This is a genomic window from Pseudomonas monteilii NBRC 103158 = DSM 14164, from assembly GCF_000730605.1.
In the GTDB taxonomy this organism is placed as follows: Bacteria; Pseudomonadota; Gammaproteobacteria; order Pseudomonadales; family Pseudomonadaceae; genus Aquipseudomonas; species Aquipseudomonas monteilii.
This window is the reverse complement of record NZ_BBIS01000025.1, coordinates 1-18,187: the sequence shown is the minus strand read 5'-3', so window position 1 is coordinate 18,187 and position 18,187 is coordinate 1. Positions and strand designations below refer to the sequence as shown.

13 protein-coding genes are annotated in these 18,187 nt (G+C 61.4%); 8 read left to right on the top strand and 5 right to left on the bottom strand.

Translation table 11 applies throughout. From position 1 onward, the window contains the following. Nucleotides 1–5: 5 nt before the first annotated feature. From PM2_RS14150 to lexA, 4 genes are read right to left on the bottom strand one after another with little or no spacing between them, the layout of a single operon-like run. Entirely contained in the window at nt 6–3,086 is a 3,081-nt protein-coding gene (locus PM2_RS14150) for an error-prone DNA polymerase (RefSeq protein ID WP_016715306.1), read from the bottom strand. After that, nucleotides 3,083–4,501 (bottom strand): Y-family DNA polymerase, encoded by a 1,419-nt coding sequence (locus PM2_RS14145; RefSeq protein WP_028699158.1) that lies wholly within the window; start codon nt 4,499–4,501, stop codon nt 3,083–3,085. Before PM2_RS14145 ends, PM2_RS14150 begins: the two co-directional genes overlap by 4 nt. 6 nt (nt 4,502–4,507) lie before the next feature. Then, nucleotides 4,508–5,128: a translesion DNA synthesis-associated protein ImuA gene (imuA, locus tag PM2_RS14140; RefSeq protein WP_028699157.1), complete on the bottom strand. Its 621-nt coding sequence runs from the start codon at nt 5,126–5,128 to the stop codon at nt 4,508–4,510. Next, nucleotides 5,128–5,736: a transcriptional repressor LexA gene (gene lexA, locus PM2_RS14135; protein WP_162998268.1), complete on the bottom strand. Its 609-nt coding sequence runs from the start codon at nt 5,734–5,736 to the stop codon at nt 5,128–5,130. Before lexA ends, imuA begins: the two co-directional genes overlap by 1 nt. A gap of 100 nt (nt 5,737–5,836) precedes the next feature. Between lexA and PM2_RS14130 the strand changes: the two genes are divergently transcribed. The 6 genes from PM2_RS14130 to tssK all read left to right on the top strand — a co-directional run bounded on the left by PM2_RS14130 (nt 5,837) and on the right by tssK (nt 11,477). After that, a complete protein-coding gene (locus tag PM2_RS14130; RefSeq protein ID WP_016715310.1) occupies nt 5,837–6,493 on the top strand; it encodes an HAD family hydrolase in 657 nt (218 codons plus the stop codon). A gap of 16 nt (nt 6,494–6,509) precedes the next feature. After that, nucleotides 6,510–7,421 (top strand): LysR family transcriptional regulator, encoded by a 912-nt coding sequence (locus PM2_RS14125; RefSeq protein ID WP_016715311.1) that lies wholly within the window; start codon nt 6,510–6,512, stop codon nt 7,419–7,421. Between the two features lie 364 nt (nt 7,422–7,785). Continuing rightward, nucleotides 7,786–8,796, top strand: a complete 1,011-nt coding sequence (gene tssG / locus PM2_RS14120) for a type VI secretion system baseplate subunit TssG (protein ID WP_016715312.1) — start codon at nt 7,786–7,788, stop codon at nt 8,794–8,796. Further along, nucleotides 8,793–9,365: an FHA domain-containing protein gene (locus PM2_RS14115; protein WP_028699156.1), complete on the top strand. Its 573-nt coding sequence runs from the start codon at nt 8,793–8,795 to the stop codon at nt 9,363–9,365. The genes tssG and PM2_RS14115 overlap by 4 nt, the downstream gene beginning before the upstream one ends. After that, the gene (gene tssJ, locus PM2_RS14110) at nt 9,362–10,111 is read left to right on the top strand and encodes a type VI secretion system lipoprotein TssJ (RefSeq protein WP_016715314.1); all 750 of its coding nucleotides are present in this window, start codon (nt 9,362–9,364) and stop codon (nt 10,109–10,111) included. Before PM2_RS14115 ends, tssJ begins: the two co-directional genes overlap by 4 nt. Nucleotides 10,112–10,139: 28 nt before the next feature. Further along, nucleotides 10,140–11,477 (top strand): type VI secretion system baseplate subunit TssK, encoded by a 1,338-nt coding sequence (tssK, locus tag PM2_RS14105; protein WP_028699155.1) that lies wholly within the window; start codon nt 10,140–10,142, stop codon nt 11,475–11,477. 69 nt (nt 11,478–11,546) lie between these two features. Here the strand turns inward: tssK and tssM are convergent, their stop codons facing one another. Then, nucleotides 11,547–15,221, bottom strand: a complete 3,675-nt coding sequence (gene tssM, locus PM2_RS14100) for a type VI secretion system membrane subunit TssM (protein WP_028699154.1) — start codon at nt 15,219–15,221, stop codon at nt 11,547–11,549. A gap of 291 nt (nt 15,222–15,512) precedes the next feature. Here tssM and tssF point away from each other — a divergent pair, with 291 nt between their 5' ends. Both tssF and icmH read left to right on the top strand, forming a co-directional pair. After that, a complete protein-coding gene (tssF, locus tag PM2_RS14095) occupies nt 15,513–17,276 on the top strand; it encodes a type VI secretion system baseplate subunit TssF (protein WP_028699153.1) in 1,764 nt (587 codons plus the stop codon). Between the two features lie 16 nt (nt 17,277–17,292). Beyond that, nucleotides 17,293–18,096 carry a type IVB secretion system protein IcmH/DotU gene (icmH, locus tag PM2_RS14090; protein ID WP_042132023.1) on the top strand — a complete coding sequence of 268 codons (804 nt, stop codon included), beginning with the start codon at nt 17,293–17,295 and terminating at the stop codon, nt 18,094–18,096. The last annotated feature ends 91 nt before the right edge of the window (nt 18,097–18,187 follow it).

Sequence of the window (18,187 nt, the reverse complement as noted above, 5' to 3'; positions counted from 1 at the left end):
ATCATTTAATGGAAGTCGCGGCTGCGCACATCCAGCCCCTGCAACAATGGGCTCACATCCTCCAGTCGCCGCGCAATCAGGTGCCTCACGCCCTCCTCCTGCTCCAGCCGCCCACTGACCTTCAATAGCTGCGACCCCACCAGCGCCCGCCGTTGCCGCTCGGCAAGCTCCCGCCACACGACCACGTTGACCATCCCGTGCTCATCCTCCAGTGTGACGAAGGTGACGCCACTGGCAGTCTGCGGCCGCTGGCGACCGACTACCAACCCGGCTACGGCAATCGTGTCGCCATGCGCGACACCTTGCAGCTCACTCGAACTGCGACACCCCAACGCCCTCAGGCGTGAACGTAACAAGGCCAGCGGATGCGGCCCGAGCGTGGTGCCCAAGGTTTGGTAATCGGCCATCAGGTCCTCACCCACGCTTGGCACAGGCAAATCAACTGCGGCTTCAGGCGCCGCTTCCACCTCTGCGAACAAGGGCAACTGCGGCTGCACCGCCGCCACCTGCCAGCGTGCCTGATGGCGGTCGCTGGCCAAGGTACGCAACGCCCCGCCATCAGCCAGACGGGCACGGGCGCGTTGGTCGAGGCCAGCACGCAGGCAAAGGTCTTCGACGTCGCGCCACGGCCGTTGCGCCCTCGCCTGCTGCACGCGCCTGGCATCGGCTTCGGCCAGGCCACGCACCAGCCGCAAGCCCATGCGAATGGCCAACGCACCTTGAGCATCAGGTTCGAGGGTGCAGTCCCAGTCGCTGTGGCAAACGTCGACGGGGCGCACCTCGATACCTTGGCGGCGCGCCTCCTGCAGCAACTGGTCCGGGCTGTAGAAGCCCATGGGCCAGCTGTTGACCAGCGCGCAGGTGAAGATTGCCGGCTCGTGGCACTTCAGCCAGCTGCTGGCATAACACAGCAAGGCAAAACTGGCCGCGTGCGACTCCGGGAAACCATAACTGCCAAAGCCCTTGATCTGCTCGAAGATGCGCTCAGCGAACGCCAGTTCGTAACCATTGCGCAGCATGCCTTGCACCAGCCGTTCGCGGTGCGGCTCCAGGCCACCGTGGCGTTTCCAGGCCGCCATGCTGCGACGTAGCTGGTCGGCCTCGCCCGGCGTGTAGTCGGCTGCGACCATGGCCAGTTCCATCACCTGCTCCTGAAACAATGGCACGCCCAAGGTCCGTGCGAAGACTGCCTTGAGCTGCGGCGACGGGTAGGTCACGGGCTCCTGCTTCAGGCGCCGGCGCAAGTAGGGGTGCACCATGTCACCCTGGATCGGCCCGGGGCGGACAATGGCCACTTCGATGACCAGGTCATAGAACGTTCGGGGCCGCAGCCGAGGCAGCATGGCCATCTGCGCACGCGACTCGATCTGGAACACCCCCATGGTCTCGGCGCGGCTGATCATCGCGTAGGTGGCCGGGCATTCGCTGGGGATGGTCGCCAAGGTCAGCTGCCGGCCACGGTGGCGTTGCAGCAGGTCGAAGCAACGGCGCAAGGCACTGAGCATACCCAGCGCCAGCACGTCGACTTTGAGCAAGCCGACCATGTCCAGGTCGTCCTTGTCCCACTGGATCACCGTGCGTTCCGCCATTGCCGCATTCTCCACCGGCACCAGCTGGTCGAGCGGCTGCTGGGAAATGACGAAACCACCCGGGTGCTGCGACAGGTGCCGAGGGAAGCCGATCAGCTCACCCGCCAGCACCAGCACCCGGCGCAACGAAGGGCTGCCGGCCTCGAAGCCGGCTTCTGCCAGTCGCTGGTCGTCGGGTATGCGGTCGCTCCAGCGGCCACAGCATTTGGCCAGGGCATCCACCTGATCCATTGGCAAACCCAGCACCCGCGCCACATCCCGTACCGCACCCGCTGCATGATAAGTGTTGACCACCGCAGTCAGCGCGGCACGGTGCCGGCCATAGCGGCGGAACACATACTGGATCACTTCTTCGCGCCGGTCGTGCTCGAAGTCCACGTCGATATCGGGTGGCTCGTTGCGCTCGCGCGACAGGAAACGCTCGAACAACAGGTGGTGCTCCATGGGGTCGAGCTCGGTAATGCCCAGCACGAAACACACCACCGAGTTGGCAGCAGAGCCACGCCCTTGGCACAAAATGCGCTGGCTGCGGGCGAAGGCGACGATGTCGTGCACGGTCAGGAAGTAACTCTCGTAACCCAGCGCTTCGATCAGCGCCAGTTCCTTGGCCAGCACATCACGTACCTTGTCACTGGGCCCCTGCGGCCAGCGCAACGGCAGGCCCTGCTCGCACAGCGCGTGCAACCAGCTTGCCGGGGTGTGGCCCTGGGGCACTAATTCGCGGGGGTACTGGTACTTCAACTCGCTGAGGTCGAATTGGCAGCGCTGGGCAATGGCCAGGGTTTCGGCCAACAGGTCGAACGGGTACAGCTCGCCCAGTTGCGCCAGGCTACGCAAGTGCCGCTCGCCATTGGCAAACAGAAAACGCCCGGCTTCGGCCACCTGGCAATGCTGGCGGATGGCAGTCATGCAGTCCTGCAAGGCACGGCGGCCGCGCACATGCATGTGCACGTCGCCACATGCCACGGCGCGGATCCCCACATCGGCCGCCAGTGCCCGCAAGCGTTGCAGGCGCATGGCATCGTCGTGGCCACGGTGCAGGTGCACCGCCAGCCACAGGCGCTCATCGAACACACCGCGCAGCCACTCGCCGGTGGCCGTATCGTCACTGTCATCGGCCACCCACAAGGCCAGCAGGCCCTGACCGTGCAGCTGCAGGTCGTCACGAAAAAGCTGGTATTCACCCTTTTCTGCCCGCCGACGGGCACGGGTGATCAGTGCGCACAGGTTCTGGTAGCCGGCCAGGTTTTCGACCAGCAGCACCAGTTTGGGGCCGTCGTGCAACTGCACCTCGCTGCCGACGATCAGCCGCAACCCATGCGCCTTGGCGGCCTGCCAGGCGCGCACGATACCGGCCAGGGTACATTCGTCCGTGATCGCCAACGCCTGGTAACCCTGTTCAGCTGCACGGCGGAACAGCTCCTCGGCACTCGATGCTCCGCGCTGGAAGCTGAAGTTGGACAAGCAATGCAGCTCGGCATAACCCGGCGTGCTCATGCAAACCAGCCCTGCAACCACAGCGGGCCGGCCTGGCCCAGGTCGCGGTAGGCCCAGCCACGCAGGCCCTCACGGGTTTCGATGCGGTAGTAGTCGCGGCGCACATCGCCGCCATCCCACCAGCCCGATTCGATGCGTTCGGCATGGCCCTGCAACCGATAGCCGGCATCATCCAGCGCCATCGGTGCAGGCAGTAGCCAACCTGGGCGGCTGCCCGGGGCAACCGGCATGTTGCCTTGTACGCCCTGCTCTGCCAGTTGCCAGGCGCATTCAGGACGGTGATCTGCAGCCGCGCTCAGCCCCTTGACGGCCTCATCACCCAGGCGGGCGCGCAGCCGCTCACGCAATTGCGCCCAGGGCTGCGCCTGTTGAGCACGCGGGTCGAACAACGGCTGATGCTGCGGCACGAAGGGCGGCAGGTCTTCGGCGACCAACCGCAGGTTGCGCACCGGTGCAGGTATACGCAGTGGCTCCAGGCGCCCACGGGCCAGCTCGAACAGCATCGCAGCATCGCGCTCAGCCGCCAGCAGGCCCACCTTGAGCAGGGTATCCGGCCCTTCGGCATGCTCCAGATGCAGGCAAAAGCGCTGTACGCCACAGTCGCGCCCGGCGAGAAATGCCGCCAGATCGTTGAGCATGCGCCGCAGCGGGAACAGCAGCGCCTGGTGTGATTCAACGTCGAAATTCAGTTCCAGCCGGGTTTCGAAACGGTCCGGTGGCTGGTAGAAGTCCAGCCCCAGGTTGCGCAGGCCGAGCAACTGGTCGAGGTGCAGCTGTACCTGGGCCGGAAAGCGCCTGGCCAAGGTATCGCGCGGCAAGGCCAGTACCTGGCCCAGCTGACGCAAGCCCATGCGGGCAAAGGCTTCGGCAGCCTCTGCCGGCAAGCCGATTCGCGTGATGGGCATGGCCAGCAATGCTGCGCGAGTTGCTTGGGCATCGCTCACCGCCAAACCGTCGTGGCCATTGGCGAGCATACGTGCCGCCACCGGGTTGCTGGCCAGGACGATGCGTTGGCGCAAGCCCAGGTCTACCAGCTCCTGGCGCAGACGCGCCTCGAACAAGGGCCACGGGCCGAACAGTTGCAGGCTGGAGCCTACTTCCAACAACAGCGCCCGAGGGTAATGCACGCTGACCTGGGCGCTGAAACGGTAGGCCCAGGCCGCCAGCAACTGCTGCACCTGCTCGATGCGCTTGGGGTCGCTTTCGACACAGATGAAGCCATCCGCCAGGGCACGCGCTGCGGTCAGGGTTTGCCCGGCCCGCAAGCCAAGTGCAGCGGCCGCCGGATTGACGGCCTGCACCACACGCCGCTGGGTAGGCCCGCCAACAAGCACCAGAGGCGTATCAGGGTCGTCACGCTCACGCAGGACGGTGTCCAGCGCCAGCTGCGGCAGCAGGATGCAGGCCCAGAGCATGGTGCATCAGCCCCGGCCCGGGCAGGCGATGGGCAGCGCTGGCGGTATGCCGCCACGGCTCTTCAGCACACGCCATTGCGCCGGGCGCGTGTCAACGGCAATGCGCAGCGCTGCAGGTGAAGGGTTGTACGCCGCCTGCTGCGGCCTGCAGGCGAATGCCAGTGCCTGACCGGTTTCGGCGGCCACCTGCAAGCGCCTCAGGGCGCGGTCATCGGCACGTTCCGGCCAGCATAGCACCGCCGCACAACTGCCCGAGCGTAGGCACTGTTCGGCGGCCCACAGGGCATCGGCGGGTTCGGCATCCACCTGTACCAGCCAGCGCAAGTCCACCCCCGCCGCCTGCCAGGCCGGTGCATACGGAATGAACGGCGGTGCCACCAGCACCACGCGGCTGGCGTCAGCGCTTAGCCGGGCCAGGGTTGGCCACAGCAACTGCAATTCGCCACAACCGGGGCTGGCCAGCAACAGCTCGCTAAGTGCGGCCACTGGCCAGCCGCCTTCCGGCAAGCGCTCGTCAAGGGCCGTATGGCCGGTGGGCTGCAACCCGAGTGGCCGCGCCTGGGCCTGCCGCCCGCGCCATACCCGGCGCTGGTCGAGCAGCCTGTCGAGGTCGACCACCGCGCCCATCAGTCACGCCTCAGCAAGCCGCAGAACACGCCTTCGATGAAGAACTCCTGGTCAGGCTTCACATCGATGGGCGCGTAGGCCGGGTTGCGCGGCAACAGCCGGTAATGGCTGCCTTTGCGTTGCAGGCGCTTGATGGTGACTTCACCGTCAAGGCGCGCAACCACGATCTGGCCATCGCGGGCGTCGGCCTGCTGAAGAATGCCGACCAGATCACCGTCGAAAATGCCGTCGTCGATCATTGAGTCGCCACGCACCTTCAGCAGGTAATCCGGTGTACGGCGGAACAGGCTGGGGTCGAGCAGCAATTGTTCGTGAATGCCCAGGTCTGGGCCGATGGGGGCACCTGCCGCCACCTGGCCCAGCACCGGTACTTCGAGGATTTCTGGCCGGCGCAACGGTTCAGCCAGGCGGATGCCCCGCGCCTGGTTCGGCGTGACATCAATGTAGCCGGCCTGGCACAGGGCAGTGATGTGCTTGCGCGCGACGCTGCGCGAGGCAAAACCGAAGCGCGTGGCGATATCAGCCAGGCTTGGCGGCTGGCCATGGTCGGCAATGCGCTCACGAATGAATTCGAAAATGGCGCGGCGTTTGGGGGTTAGATTGTCCATGGAGCACATTTGTACTCTTTTCGGGGCGCGCTGAACAGCCCCCTTTGTCGCAAGCTTTGGTTATGATCCCCTGGCTTGTGTTTTTTGATCTGGATATCTCATGCTGACCGCCCTGCTGTTCGACCTCGACGGAACCCTCACCGACACCGATACCCTGCACCTGCAAGCCTTTCGCCAGCTGCTGCGTGAGCACGATGGCCGCGAGCTTAGCCAGGCGCAGTTCGATGCCCAGGTCAGCGGCCGCGCCAACGGCGAGCTGTTCGCCGAGCTGTTCAGCGACGCCAGCGCCGAACAGTGCAAGGCGCTGGCCGACCGCAAGGAAGCGCTGTTCCGCGACATGTCGCCTTCCCTTGAACCAATGCCAGGCCTGCTGCGCTTGCTGGCACATGCCCAGGCGCGCAGCATCGGCATGTGCGTGGTCACCAACGCACCACGGCTGAATGCCGAGCACATGTTGAATGCCATGGGCCTTGGCCAGCGCTTCGCGCATGTGCTGGTGGCCGAGGAACTGGCACGGCCCAAGCCAGACCCGCTGCCCTACCTCACCGGGTTGCAGCGGCTGGGCGCCGAAGCCGCGCAAGCGCTGGCCTTCGAGGATTCATTACCAGGCGTGGCTGCGGCCAGTGGCGCAGGAATCTTCACCGTAGGCGTGGCCACGACGCAGACGCCGGAGCGATTGCTGGCGGCGGGGGCCAGGCTGGTTGTGAATGACTTCGATGACCCGGCGTTGTGGGCATTGATCGAATCCATGCAATGACCGCCCAAGGCCGCCTATGCTGATCGACGAAGAACTCACCCTCAAAAAGCTGGAAACCTTCCTCGCCTTCATGCGCACCGGCAACCTCGGCCGCGCCGCTGCCGAGCTGTCCACCAGTGCGGTCAGTGTGCATCGCGCCATCCACTCACTGGAAAGCGCCCTGCGCTGTCCGTTGTTCAAGCACGAAGGCCGCCAGCTGATCCCGCTGGAAAGTGCTTACGTGCTGGAAAAGAAGGCCCGACAGCTGATCCAGGACGCTGAGCAGATGGTGCGCCAGACCCGTGAGGCCGCCGGCTTCTATGCTGAGCGCTTCCGCCTGGGCGCACTCTATTCGCTAACCGTGAAGACTGTGCCCAAGCTGGTCATGGGCCTGAAACTGCGCCGCAGCGAACTGAACATCGACCTCACCCTGGGCTCCAACATCGACTTGCTGCAGCGCCTGAAGAACCACGAACTGGAGGCCATTCTGGTCTCCCTTGACGAAAGCGTCAGCGACCCGGCCTGCGAGCAATTGCCGCTGTTCTCCGATGACATCTTCCTCGCGGTCCCCACCGACTCGCCTTTCGCCGAGCAGGCCGAGGTGGACCTGGCCGACCTGGCCGACTCCACGTTCATTACCCTGACCCAGGGCTTCGCCACCCACCGCGATGGCGCACGGGTGTTCCAGCAGGCCGGCTTTGAACCGAAGGTGGCCATGCAGGTGAACGATATCTTCACATTGCTGAGCATGGTCAGCTCGGGGGTGGGCTTTGCCCTGCTGCCCGGGCGCATCGCCGCGGTATACGAGAACCGCGTCCGGTTGATTGCCTTGAAGCCGCAATATCGCTTGCAGCAGCATATCGGTGTGGTGTTTCTGAAAGCCCGGGAGCGGGAGCCGAACCTGCTGGCGTTGCTGGCGGAGTGCCGGATGTACAGCCTGGAGCGCTAAAACGCACTGAGCACTGGCATACCAACCAACTCGAAATAACCGTCACATGCACCTGTGCGATCTCTCGCACATCCCACTCAGCCAGAGCTTCTCTCGAGGCATGTGCTCTACAGCCGACTTCACACATTTCCTTACACTTCCAGTGTCGACAGAGAAACAGTTAAAAGTGCATGTTCCTGAAGCACACTGAAACTCAGAAGACAATCAACAAGATTATCAAAATCATCACCCAGAGGAATTTTCCTACAAAACGAACTTACTCTATTTAACCATAGCGAGTAAACGCATAGCCCTGGAACGCGCTGCAATACGTGACAACTAACGCCACGGAAGGCATTGGTTTTTTCTCAATGAGCAGTACCCAATGGATAACTCTGAAGAAGAAATACGCCGGTCACAAGCCGACATCATTCTACGCAATGCTCATCAATATTCTTACTTTCAGCTTCTTGAACTGGTACACCAGCTGTACGGTGACGATCTGGAACAGCGTCCGTTGTCCCATGAAACACGCCGACGGTTACGACTGGAAGTTTCACCGAAACTGTCCTTCCCCGTTGCCGATGTGCTGAGCGCCGACCACCTGAAGGCTGATCGCTACCGCATCCAGGCCAGCTTTCTGGGCCTGCATGGCACCGACTCGCCGCTGCCCACCTATTACCTTGATGCCATCGCCTATGAGCACGCACAGGGTATCGGTTTACGCCCGGCGTACCTCAACTTCTTCAACCATCGCCTGCATACCCTGCTGCATCAGGGCTGGCGCAAATACCGCTACTACCGGCGCTTCCAGCCGGGTGCGAAGGACGGTTTCTCCCGCTATATCTTTGCCTTGATCGGCCTGGAGGATTCAGCCCTGCGCGGCGCTACCCCCCTGCCCTGGAGCCGCCTGCTTGGCTTTGCAGGGATGATCGCCAGCCGTAGCCGCTCACCGGGCATGGTGGCCGGCATGATCGCGCACTGTTTTGACCTCAAGCAGGTCAGCATTCGTGAGTTCGAGAAGCGCACGGTGCTGATTCCTCACGCCCAGCGCAATGGCCTGGGCTCACGCAACTGCTCGCTCAACAATAACTTCCTGTTGGGCGGCAGCACCGAGTCACGCAGCAGCAAATTCACCCTTGTGGTCGCGGGTCTGGATCAGCAGCAGTTTCGCAAGTTCCTCCCCAGCGGTGACAACTTCCACCGTCTGACCCGGCTGGTGGATTTTCTGCTTCGGGATGTCGGGGCGTATGACCTGGAGTTGCGCATGCGCGCCGAGGAAGCACCACCCTTCAGCCTCCGGGCAGAGCATGGCTCTCACCTGGGTTGGACCAGCTTCATTGCTGACCGCAATGACCCCACCCCTCCCCCTGTTCGCATCACGGTACGCGCATGAGCCCACACGTCCCCTCACCTAATCTCACTCTGGCCGTTATCAATCCGGAAAACCTGCTGCATGGCAGCGAGCCACAGCATCGTTTCGAAAAAGCGGGTGGCACGCTCGGCACTGAGGCTACCTGGCGGCTGCACGATCGCGACGCACGCATCCTGCCGTTGCATTGCGAGATCAACTGGCATGAAGGCCACTTCTGCATCATTGACCACAGCGGCAACAGCTACATGAACGGCTGTGACACCGCACTGCTATCAGGCACGCCTATCCGTCTCAGGCACAACGACAGGCTTCAAATCGGGGATTACCGAATTGCCATTCGCTTGTGCAGCGAGGATGAGGAAAAGCCTGAGCCTCTCTCTGCCAACAACCCGCTCTCGGCTCTTCAGGCCACACAACGCCTGTGTCCATTGCAGGTACTCGGCACACCGGCTACCGACGAGTTGGCCATGTTTCAAGCCTTGAAGCCCGTGCCAATGGACGAACTCGATCCACAGGCCTATCTGGACCGTGTTGCGCAGGCCCGGGTTGACCCTTCCATTGCTGAAATTTTCGGCAAGGAGAGGCGATGAGCAAGCACATAGGTGCATTACTGGCCTGCCTGGCACTTAGCGGCTGCACGTCAATGAGTAGGGCGTACCAGGTGCTGGTGGATCCGACGCTCTCTATCGGCGGCCCCAACAATGAAATCAGCCATGTCGCGCTGAGCCTCAATGCGGCTGATCCACCCGCTGCAGTCAGTTCAGCGCATGGGGCCTTGGGCGAGCCATTACCGCAACCCGATCATTCCTCCCGGTTGGGGGTCACTCTCAATGCCTCGGATGCCATTGAGTTGACCGACAACGTTAGTGCGCTGGCTGAACAACTGCACCACAACCCTCACACATCACCCAATGCGCCTGCGCAGTTGGCCAGTTACATGGCAGTGCAAACTGTGATGCCCGAAACCCCTGACCAACCTCAGCAGCAGTCACCCGCTTCCATTGCGTTCAAAGTGCTTCAGCTCAGGGATGATTCTTTGTTGTTGGATGCCACTTACGAGCAGGTCGAAAAGGACTTGGAGAAGGCGCTGGGTACCACTTTGATCCGTGTTGACGATTACCGTCTGGTGCCGGGCCATTTCAAGTTCATCGAGCCTGAAGAAATAAACGAACGCACCCGCTATATCGCGGTAGTGGCGCGTCTGGATGCTCCACAGAGCAAGTGGAAGGATGCGATACGTATCAAACCCCGCGGGTACAACCACACGGTGCACATCTATTTCGAAAACAACAGCGTTGAATTGCGTAAGGACAGCGAACTTCGCCGAAGCCAGTGACCACGCCCAATCAAAGAAGGAGTACCCGATGAGTTCACGTAACGCTGTACTGTGGAAGGAAGGCCTGTTCGTCAAACCCCAGCACTTCCAGCAGATGGCCTTCGCCGCCGAATCGGCACTGCAGCAACGTATTTCCAGTTTGAACGACGCATTCTATGGGTTTAGCGAGCTGGAGTTGAATGCCGAGTACCTGAGTTTCGGCAAAATCGCCATCATCCGCGCCCGTGGCGTGATGCCCGACGGCACCGTCTTCGACATCCCCGGCGACCTGCCAGCACCTGCACCGCTGGAAATCCCCTCAGGCGCCGCAAACAAGGAAGTCTACCTGAGCCTTCCCTTACATGCCCCAGGCGCGACCGAAGTGCGCTGGCCCGACAGCGAGGGTTTGGACGGCCGCTTCATCGCCAAAGGTGTTCCCGTCATGGACAACCACGGCGGCAGCGGCGACTCGATGATCCTGGATGTCGCGATTCCGAACCTGCAGCTCAAACTTCAGGATGACGACAACAGTAACTACAGTTGCCTGGCCCTGGCCAAGGTCTTGGACAAACGTCCCGACGGTAGTGTGATGCTCGATCAGCACTTCTACCCCACCAGCATCTCCCTCAAAGGCGCCCCCGCCCTGCTGAGGTTCCTTGAGGAAGCCACAGGGCTCATACGCGAACGAGCACGCAACCTTTCCGAACGAATCTGTTCACCCGGCCAGTCCGGCATCGCCGATGTCACCGATTTCGCATTGCTACAGGTGCTGAATCGCCTGCACCCCTATTTCCACCACCTCGCACGTCGCCGTCACGTACACCCCGAGCAGTTGCATATTGCGTTAGGTCAGGCCTGTGGTGAGCTGGTGACGTTCACCGATGATGGCCGCCTACCCATAGACTACCCCGCCTACCAGCACGACAATCTCGCAGATTCTTTCCATGTACTGGAAGAAACCCTGCGTCGGTCACTGAGCACGATCCTGCAGCCACGGGCCGTTTCGCTGCCGATCCAGGAGCAAAGGTACGGTGAGCTAACCGCAACCCTGCATGAGCGTAAGCTACTGGAAGAGGCGACGTTCATCCTGGCTGTGCGGGCCGACTTGCCCGGTGACGATCTGCGCAAGCGGTTCCAGCAGCAGGGCAAAGTCACCCCGCTTGAGCAGCTGCACAACTTCGTGCAGCTGCAGATGCCCGGCTTACCGCTCATCCCCCAGCTGGTAACACCCCGCTACCTGCCGCATCACTCCGGCTTTGTATACTTCGAGCTCGACCGTCAGCATGAATCCTGGCAGCAGTACAAGCACGCGAGCGGCTTTGGTTTCCACGTCGCGGGGGAGTTCCCGAACCTTGAGATGCAGTTCTGGGCGATCAGGCCGGATTAAACCCTCGGAGCAGCCAAATGAAAAATCCCGATCCCGTACTGGCATCGGGATTTTTCATTGCTGGGGCTGTTACCGCTGCGCCACTTCGCTGCCAACCTCTTCGCGCAAAAGCCGCTGCGGCAATGCGAACCCGGCGAACAGCCGACGCGTGAAGGGGTTGTTCGCATCTGTAGCATGGAACTTGTACCGCGCCGAATCACCGGCAATCCTGAAGCTCAAATCGACGCTGGTCTGAGTGCGTGCATTCAGCTCACCGCGGCTGAGCAGACGATAGAACGACCACGGCCCCTGGTAGCCCAGGCTGACCGTGGTGCCGACAGCCTGCACCAGGCTGACCCGGCTATGCCCGCCCTCCCCGACAAGGCCTGGCCAGGTCATTCCGATAGGGGCTTTACCCTTGTCGGCAAATGCCTGCAACTGCCCATCCACCCCAAAGACGCTGCCACGCAATCCGCTGCTGATGGCCACTGGCTCCAGGCCAAAGCTCACGTTCAATTCGCCACGATTGTCGAAGAACGCATTGCGGATTGCTTCCGCTTGCTTGAGCTGCTGCATAACCTCGGGGCGAACCAGATAGCCTTCATCCGCACTGGAGTACAGCGCACTGATGTTGTCTTTGAGAAGCACCGTGAGGTACTGATCCTGGAAGCGCTTGAGCTGACCTTGAGGGCCGAAAAACGCCTCGAAATCCTTGAGCGAAACATCCGGCCCGGTTGGGTCGATGGGGTAGCGTGAAGCCAACCGCTCCTGGTAGACGCTGTAGACCTCCGCGTCCCAGCGCTGCTCCAGTTCACGCAGGGCCACGACCATCAACACCTGAGAAGTCTGATCCGCCAGTTGGCGAACATGCCGGTTCACAGGTTCCGGCAAACCCCTGGCGATGCGCTGCAGGTTGCGGATGGGGTCAGGTTCTTTCTCCGAGAAGCGACTCAGGGCCACTGCCAGCGCAGCCTTGCCCTGATTCGGATTATCCTGCACTGCTTTCACATAATCGTAGACAGCACTGACCGCCTGAAGGGTTTCGTCGTAGTACGAAGGCTTGTCACCCTGTACATCGAGCATCCCCGAAAGCCCTGCAAATGAGCGGTAAATCCCCATGGCCTGCGCGCGGCCCTGCTGATTGGCTTGCGGCTCCTGCTCGTTATCCCCGGGCAGAGGGTAAATCAACGTGTTGCCGCGCACGGTTTCCAGCAATCGGCGCATCGGCGCGGCCGGGCCGGTGATCTGTTCCAAAACACTTAAAGCATGGGGCAGGTCGGTGAATTCGGTGACCGAAAACTGGTTCAACACTCGCCGCCAGCTGTCAATGTAGTCGGCGCTGTACAAGGCGCGCAGGCGCTCGGTCAGCGCCTGTCGGTCCACGTCGGAATAGTCGAGGGTACGCCGTTCGCCCAGCACCCATTGATCAATCAGGGCAAGGTCGGCCACGTTCTGGCTGTGCGGGTCGAAGTAATCACGGTAGCCACTCGCCGTGAGCAATGGCGGTAGCGACAAGCTGCCATCGACCGCCGCCTGGTGGTTTCGCTCGGCTAACGGCTCATAGACGATATCGAAGGCTGGTCCGATCTCATTACGCAGATCCAGCTCACCGTGCAATTGCTCCTGGGCCTGCTGCTTCAGGCCGATGTAAACACGTTGGGCCAAGGGCAGCTTGCGCAACTGCTGTTGCGCCTCGGCCACCACACCTTGGTAGCCCGGTAACTCGACATCGGCGTAAGCCAGGCCGTATTGAAGATGGCGCATCAGTGCGGCCTGCAACTGGCCCTGACCCGGATAGGCCTTTTGCCACTCACGGGCCATCCATTGCTCAACCAGTTCTGGCCGGCGATTGTCGCGGTCCTCAATCATACGATACACGCGCAAAGCAGCCAGTTGCTCGTCGCTACCGGGAGCCGCCTGCTTGATGGTCACAACCAGACCGCCTGCAATCGCCGGCAGAAAGCGTCGGGCCAGTGCATTCAGGTACGCCTGATCCACCTGTGGTCCGATGGCTTTACCTTGGTACAACCCCATGTCTGTGAGAACCGTCCAACCTGAGCGGTAATCGCCGTACAGGCTCACGGCATCCCGGATTTCATCCAGCGGGGCCAGTAGTTTGCGCCCGGTCAGGTCACTCTTGGCATCGGTGCTGGTGGTAAACGCATGGCTTTTCTCCAACACATGCTCTGCCTTGTCACGGTTGACGCTATAGAAGTACAACCAGCCACCGGCCATGACCACCCCACATACACCCGCGGCGACGGAGCCTCCTCTGAGTAGCCGGGCTTTGCGCTCAACGACCCTCTGGTTATCACCGGCCAAGCCAGCCTCGGGGTAAACCACACGCTGCAACAGTTGCTGTGCGAAGTAAACCACAGACCCCCCCTGGGGCTTGGTCGTCAGCGCTGGCGCACTGAAAGCGAAAGCGCGAGCAGAGGCATCCGCGAGCAAATTACGTACCTCGCCACGCTGATAGACCGAGGAAAAATAAAGCCCCCGTACCAGCGCTGGTGTGGTGTAACGATCACTGCCCAGCACGTCGCCAAGGAAACGCAGCAACATCTTATGGCCACCGCTCAGTTCCCTGAGCAACGCGTAAACGCGCTTGCGAGCCGCAGGCGGCATCGCCTCGATGGCGGACACCAGCGTATCCCCAAGGTGCTCGATGAAACGTTGGTAAGCCTTGCCAAGCTCGTCCATCCAGGCGTCGAAGTTCTTCACCGATGCCAACGTGAAGGTAAAGCCCTGCACCTGTTCTCGCTCACGCGCAGGGAGCTTGGCAAACAACTCCTCGAACCCCTCCAGCAGGTCGAACTTGCTCATCACCACGTACAGCGGCAAGCGAGTGCCCAGCTCGCCACCCAATTCCGTCAGGCGGGCACGCAGCACCAAGGCCAGGTCACGCCGCTCCTTTTCGGCCCGTGTAAACAGCTTGCTCATATCCACCAACAGCACAACCCCATTGAGCGGCCGTCGACTGCGGTTTTGCCCCAACCAGCCGATCAAGTGCCGCCACAACCGGCGTTCAATGCCTACCGGAAGCCCTGGTGAATCGGCTGGTTTAAGCGCCAGGGGCGCAGCTGCTTCCGCAGGCACGGACGACTCGTCCCGGCCTTCTTCTGGCTCTGACTGAGGCTGCACGGTGGCAGGTGCAAGCACAGAGCGCTCCGGCTGGCTGATGAACTCGCCAGGCGGATCAATCAGCACCGCATCGTCGCCCAGCCACCAGTCAACATCGAACACCAGCTCGGGATCGATGCTCGCCCGTTGAGCCGAGCCATGCTCGGTATGGGCCAAGGCAAAGCGCTGGTCCGAGCGGCTGACGAAACTCGACTTACCCGTGTTTTCTTCCCCCAGAATGAGGTACCACGGCACATCGTAGCGATGCCCGCGACCGCCCTGGCTATCGCGCAGGCGGTCCAGGCTGCTATCGAGGGCTCGCTGTTGTGCCTGCAGGTAAACCAGACAGGGGTCTTCCACCTCACTACGCTGCCGCTGCTGCTCACGCACGATCGAGCGATGGCGTCGGTGCACCAGCGCGCTCCACACCAGCAAGGGCAGCACCAAGAGCAGCACCGTGACGGCAATGCGCACTGGCAGCTCTGCCAGCGGCTGCAGGTCACGCCATTGCCACTGAGGCCCCCACCACCATAGCCCGACCATTGCGACTGCAACACAGAGCAATAGGGTGACAACAACTATGGGCCTTGCCTGGCGCTGCACCAGCGACAAACCACGCAGCAGAATGTCCTTTTTCACTTTCATAGCGGCAAACCTTACCGACTGCATTTTCGATTAATTGACGCACGCTCAGGGCACGAATTACAGACGACAGTAGCAGCACCCGAAATTAATTATCAATGCTCACCAAAAGAAATAAGTGCTAACACTTTTTCTGGAGACGAGGCGCAACGACCTGCAATAAATAATAAATAGGCACGCATCACACCATAGCAACTAATTCGCGAGACTGTAGGAGCATTCCTACATATTAAACCGATCAAGTTTCATTGAATCGGACCAACATCCTTAAGTAGAGCGCTCGAAACAATAAACATGACGTTTAAAGACTGGTTCATGCAAGAACTGCAGACGCTCCGAGAGCTGGGTGACGACTTTGTCGAGGATGATCCGCGCCTGGCGCCTTTCCTCGGCAGCACCGCTTCAGACCCGGGCAGTGCGCACCTGATAGAGCACTTCGCCTTTCTGACCGCCCGCCTGGCCATGAAGATCGAAGACCATCTGCCCGAACTGACGCACCCATTGCTGCAGCAGCTCTACCCCAACGCGCTGCGCCCACTGCCGAGCCTGACCCTGATGCAGTTCCAGCCAGTCGATCACGCACTGAGTGAAACCCAGGTGCTGCCCAAGGGCACACCTGTTTTTTCCCGTCCCATTGATGGCGTCAGCTGCGAATTCCGTACCTGTGCTGCGCTGGCCATAGCACCGCTGGAGATCCGCAGCATTACAACCCAGCCCAGTGCCGAAGCGCCCGTGGTGCGCATCCGCCTCGCTGCCTTGTCCGAACAACCGCTGCGGCGTATGAAATGCGACCACCTGCAGTTTCATCTGGCCGGGGGCAACCGCAATGCGCTGAACCTCTACCAGTGGCTGTCACAGCACCTGGACAAACTCTACCTGCACATCGGCCAGCACCGCTTTGTTCTGCCGCCTTCCGTGACCTTCGTAGGATTTCAAGTCGATGAAGCCCTGCTGCCAAGCCCGGGCGAGCACATGGACGGCTACCGCATCCTGCAGGAGTTCTTCTGCTTCCCTGAACGCTTTCATGGCTTTCGCATTGAAGGCCTGACGGGCTACTGGCCCGATGAAGCCGCCGAGCACATCCAGTTGGAGTTGCGCTTCAACGCGCCCTTGCCGCCCGGCATCCAGATCGATCAAACGACGGTCCTGCTCAACTGCATCCCCGCCATCAACCTGTTCAGCTGCCCGGCCGAGCCCATCCCGCTGAATGGACAGGCGATTCGTGCCCCCATACGCGTAGGCCGCCAGGGTAGCCAAAAGGACGAGATCTTCAGCATCGATCGGGTCAGCAGCCAGCGCCTGAAGTCGAACGATCATGTGCAGGACTTCAAGCCCTTCGAGGCATTGCACCGTGATTTCCCGCTGGGCGAGCCGATACCTACCCGCTATTACAAGCTGGATATCGAGCAGGAACCGATCAACGACAAGGTGCAACACCTTATTCGCCTGGTGCACCACAACCTGTCGCCCTACCAGGGCCAACAAGAAGAGTTGAGCATCGACCTGACGTGCAGCAACGGCGCCCGGCCCCAACAACTGAAGGCGGGCGAGATCGACCTGACGACCCAGGACACCCCCTCCTACGTCACCTATCGCAACTTGACCCCGCCCACGCGCAGCTACCCGCCCATGCTGCAAAGCGGCGGCCACGATGAGTGCCACTGGGCGCTGATCTCCAACCTGGCTTTGAACAACCTGTCGTTGTCCTCCCCGGCCGCCCTCGCCTCGGTGCTGCGGGCCTACGACTTGATCGGTACGCATGACCTGCAGCAGGCACGCAGGACCTCCCAACGTCTCAACGCCATCAAGGAAGTGCGCAGCGAGCCCTACGACTGGCTGGTCAAAGGCCTGCCCGTGCGCGGCATGCGCACTACCCTGCACATCGACCCTGAGGGCTTCGAGTGCGAGGGCGAGGTACAGCTGTTCGGCAACGTGCTCTCTCACTTCATGACGCTATATGCGAGCAGTAACTCCTTTCATCAACTGCAGATCGTCAACACCGCCAACGCAACCCGCCAGCTATGGCCCGCCCGGACCGGGCGGCAACCGGTAATGTGACCAGGAGGTCCATCCTATGACCGTTACAACCTCTCAATCGTATGACAAGGACCAGAAAGACACGCGCGAATCCCCTTCATTGAGCGAGCTATTCCCACGGGTTGATGCCCTGGGCTTCGACACCCGCTCAAATACAGGCAATCCCCTCCACGACATCGCCTCACCGCTACTCGGTCTCGTCATTCGCCTGGAGGGCACCGAGCAGTATGACCACGTGGAGCAGCTGTACGCCCACGTCAAGGCCATGATCCATGGGATGGTCGAGGAAGTGCGCCAAATTGAGCACTGCGACGAAGGCGACCGTGTGGTGTTCTCCTACTGCCTGTGCTGCGTGGTCGACGAAGCCGTGATGGCCACGCCGTGGGGCCGCGACTCATCGTGGAAGGCAGAGTCGCTGCTCAGTGCCATCCACCAGGAAACCTGGGGCGGCGAGAAGTTCTTCAGCGTGCTGGAGCGGCTGCTGGCGGCACCCGAGAACCGCTACGACCTGTTCGTGTTCCTGTTCTGGTGCCTGGCATTGGGCTACCGCGGCAAGTACGCCAACCAGACCAACGGCGATCAGGAGTTGGAGATCTGGATCAAGCGCCTGCGCGACCGCATCGTTGAGTTGCGCGCCACCCGGCCCACCTCTGAACGGTTGACCGATCCCTTTACCAACGTGGCGCCCCGGCACTACCGCATGAACCGTCAACTGCCCTGGTGGACGCCCTGGGCGATCATGGGCGTCTGCTGCACGGGCATCTATCTGTACTTCGCCACCAAACTCAACGGCATGACCCAGCAGGTATTGGCATCACTGCAAACCATGCTCCAGCAATAAATCAATCGACGCTGTTTTGATATGACTCAACAGTCACCGCGCTCAATAGCGCGGCAAGTACGGCTTTGCACATTAAAGCCATGGAACTGAA

Coding starts and splice junctions, on each gene's coding strand:
- PM2_RS14150 (WP_016715306.1), bottom strand. CDS start 3,086: ATGAGCACGCCGGGTTATGCCGAGCTGCATTGCTTGTCCAACTTCAGC.
- PM2_RS14145 (WP_028699158.1), bottom strand. CDS start 4,501: ATGCTCTGGGCCTGCATCCTGCTGCCGCAGCTGGCGCTGGACACCGTC.
- imuA (WP_028699157.1), bottom strand. CDS start 5,128: ATGGGCGCGGTGGTCGACCTCGACAGGCTGCTCGACCAGCGCCGGGTA.
- lexA (WP_162998268.1), bottom strand. CDS start 5,736: ATGGACAATCTAACCCCCAAACGCCGCGCCATTTTCGAATTCATTCGT.
- PM2_RS14130 (WP_016715310.1), top strand. CDS start 5,837: ATGCTGACCGCCCTGCTGTTCGACCTCGACGGAACCCTCACCGACACC.
- PM2_RS14125 (WP_016715311.1), top strand. CDS start 6,510: ATGCTGATCGACGAAGAACTCACCCTCAAAAAGCTGGAAACCTTCCTC.
- tssG (WP_016715312.1), top strand. CDS start 7,786: ATGGATAACTCTGAAGAAGAAATACGCCGGTCACAAGCCGACATCATT.
- PM2_RS14115 (WP_028699156.1), top strand. CDS start 8,793: ATGAGCCCACACGTCCCCTCACCTAATCTCACTCTGGCCGTTATCAAT.
- tssJ (WP_016715314.1), top strand. CDS start 9,362: ATGAGCAAGCACATAGGTGCATTACTGGCCTGCCTGGCACTTAGCGGC.
- tssK (WP_028699155.1), top strand. CDS start 10,140: ATGAGTTCACGTAACGCTGTACTGTGGAAGGAAGGCCTGTTCGTCAAA.
- tssM (WP_028699154.1), bottom strand. CDS start 15,221: ATGAAAGTGAAAAAGGACATTCTGCTGCGTGGTTTGTCGCTGGTGCAG.
- tssF (WP_028699153.1), top strand. CDS start 15,513: ATGACGTTTAAAGACTGGTTCATGCAAGAACTGCAGACGCTCCGAGAG.
- icmH (WP_042132023.1), top strand. CDS start 17,293: ATGACCGTTACAACCTCTCAATCGTATGACAAGGACCAGAAAGACACG.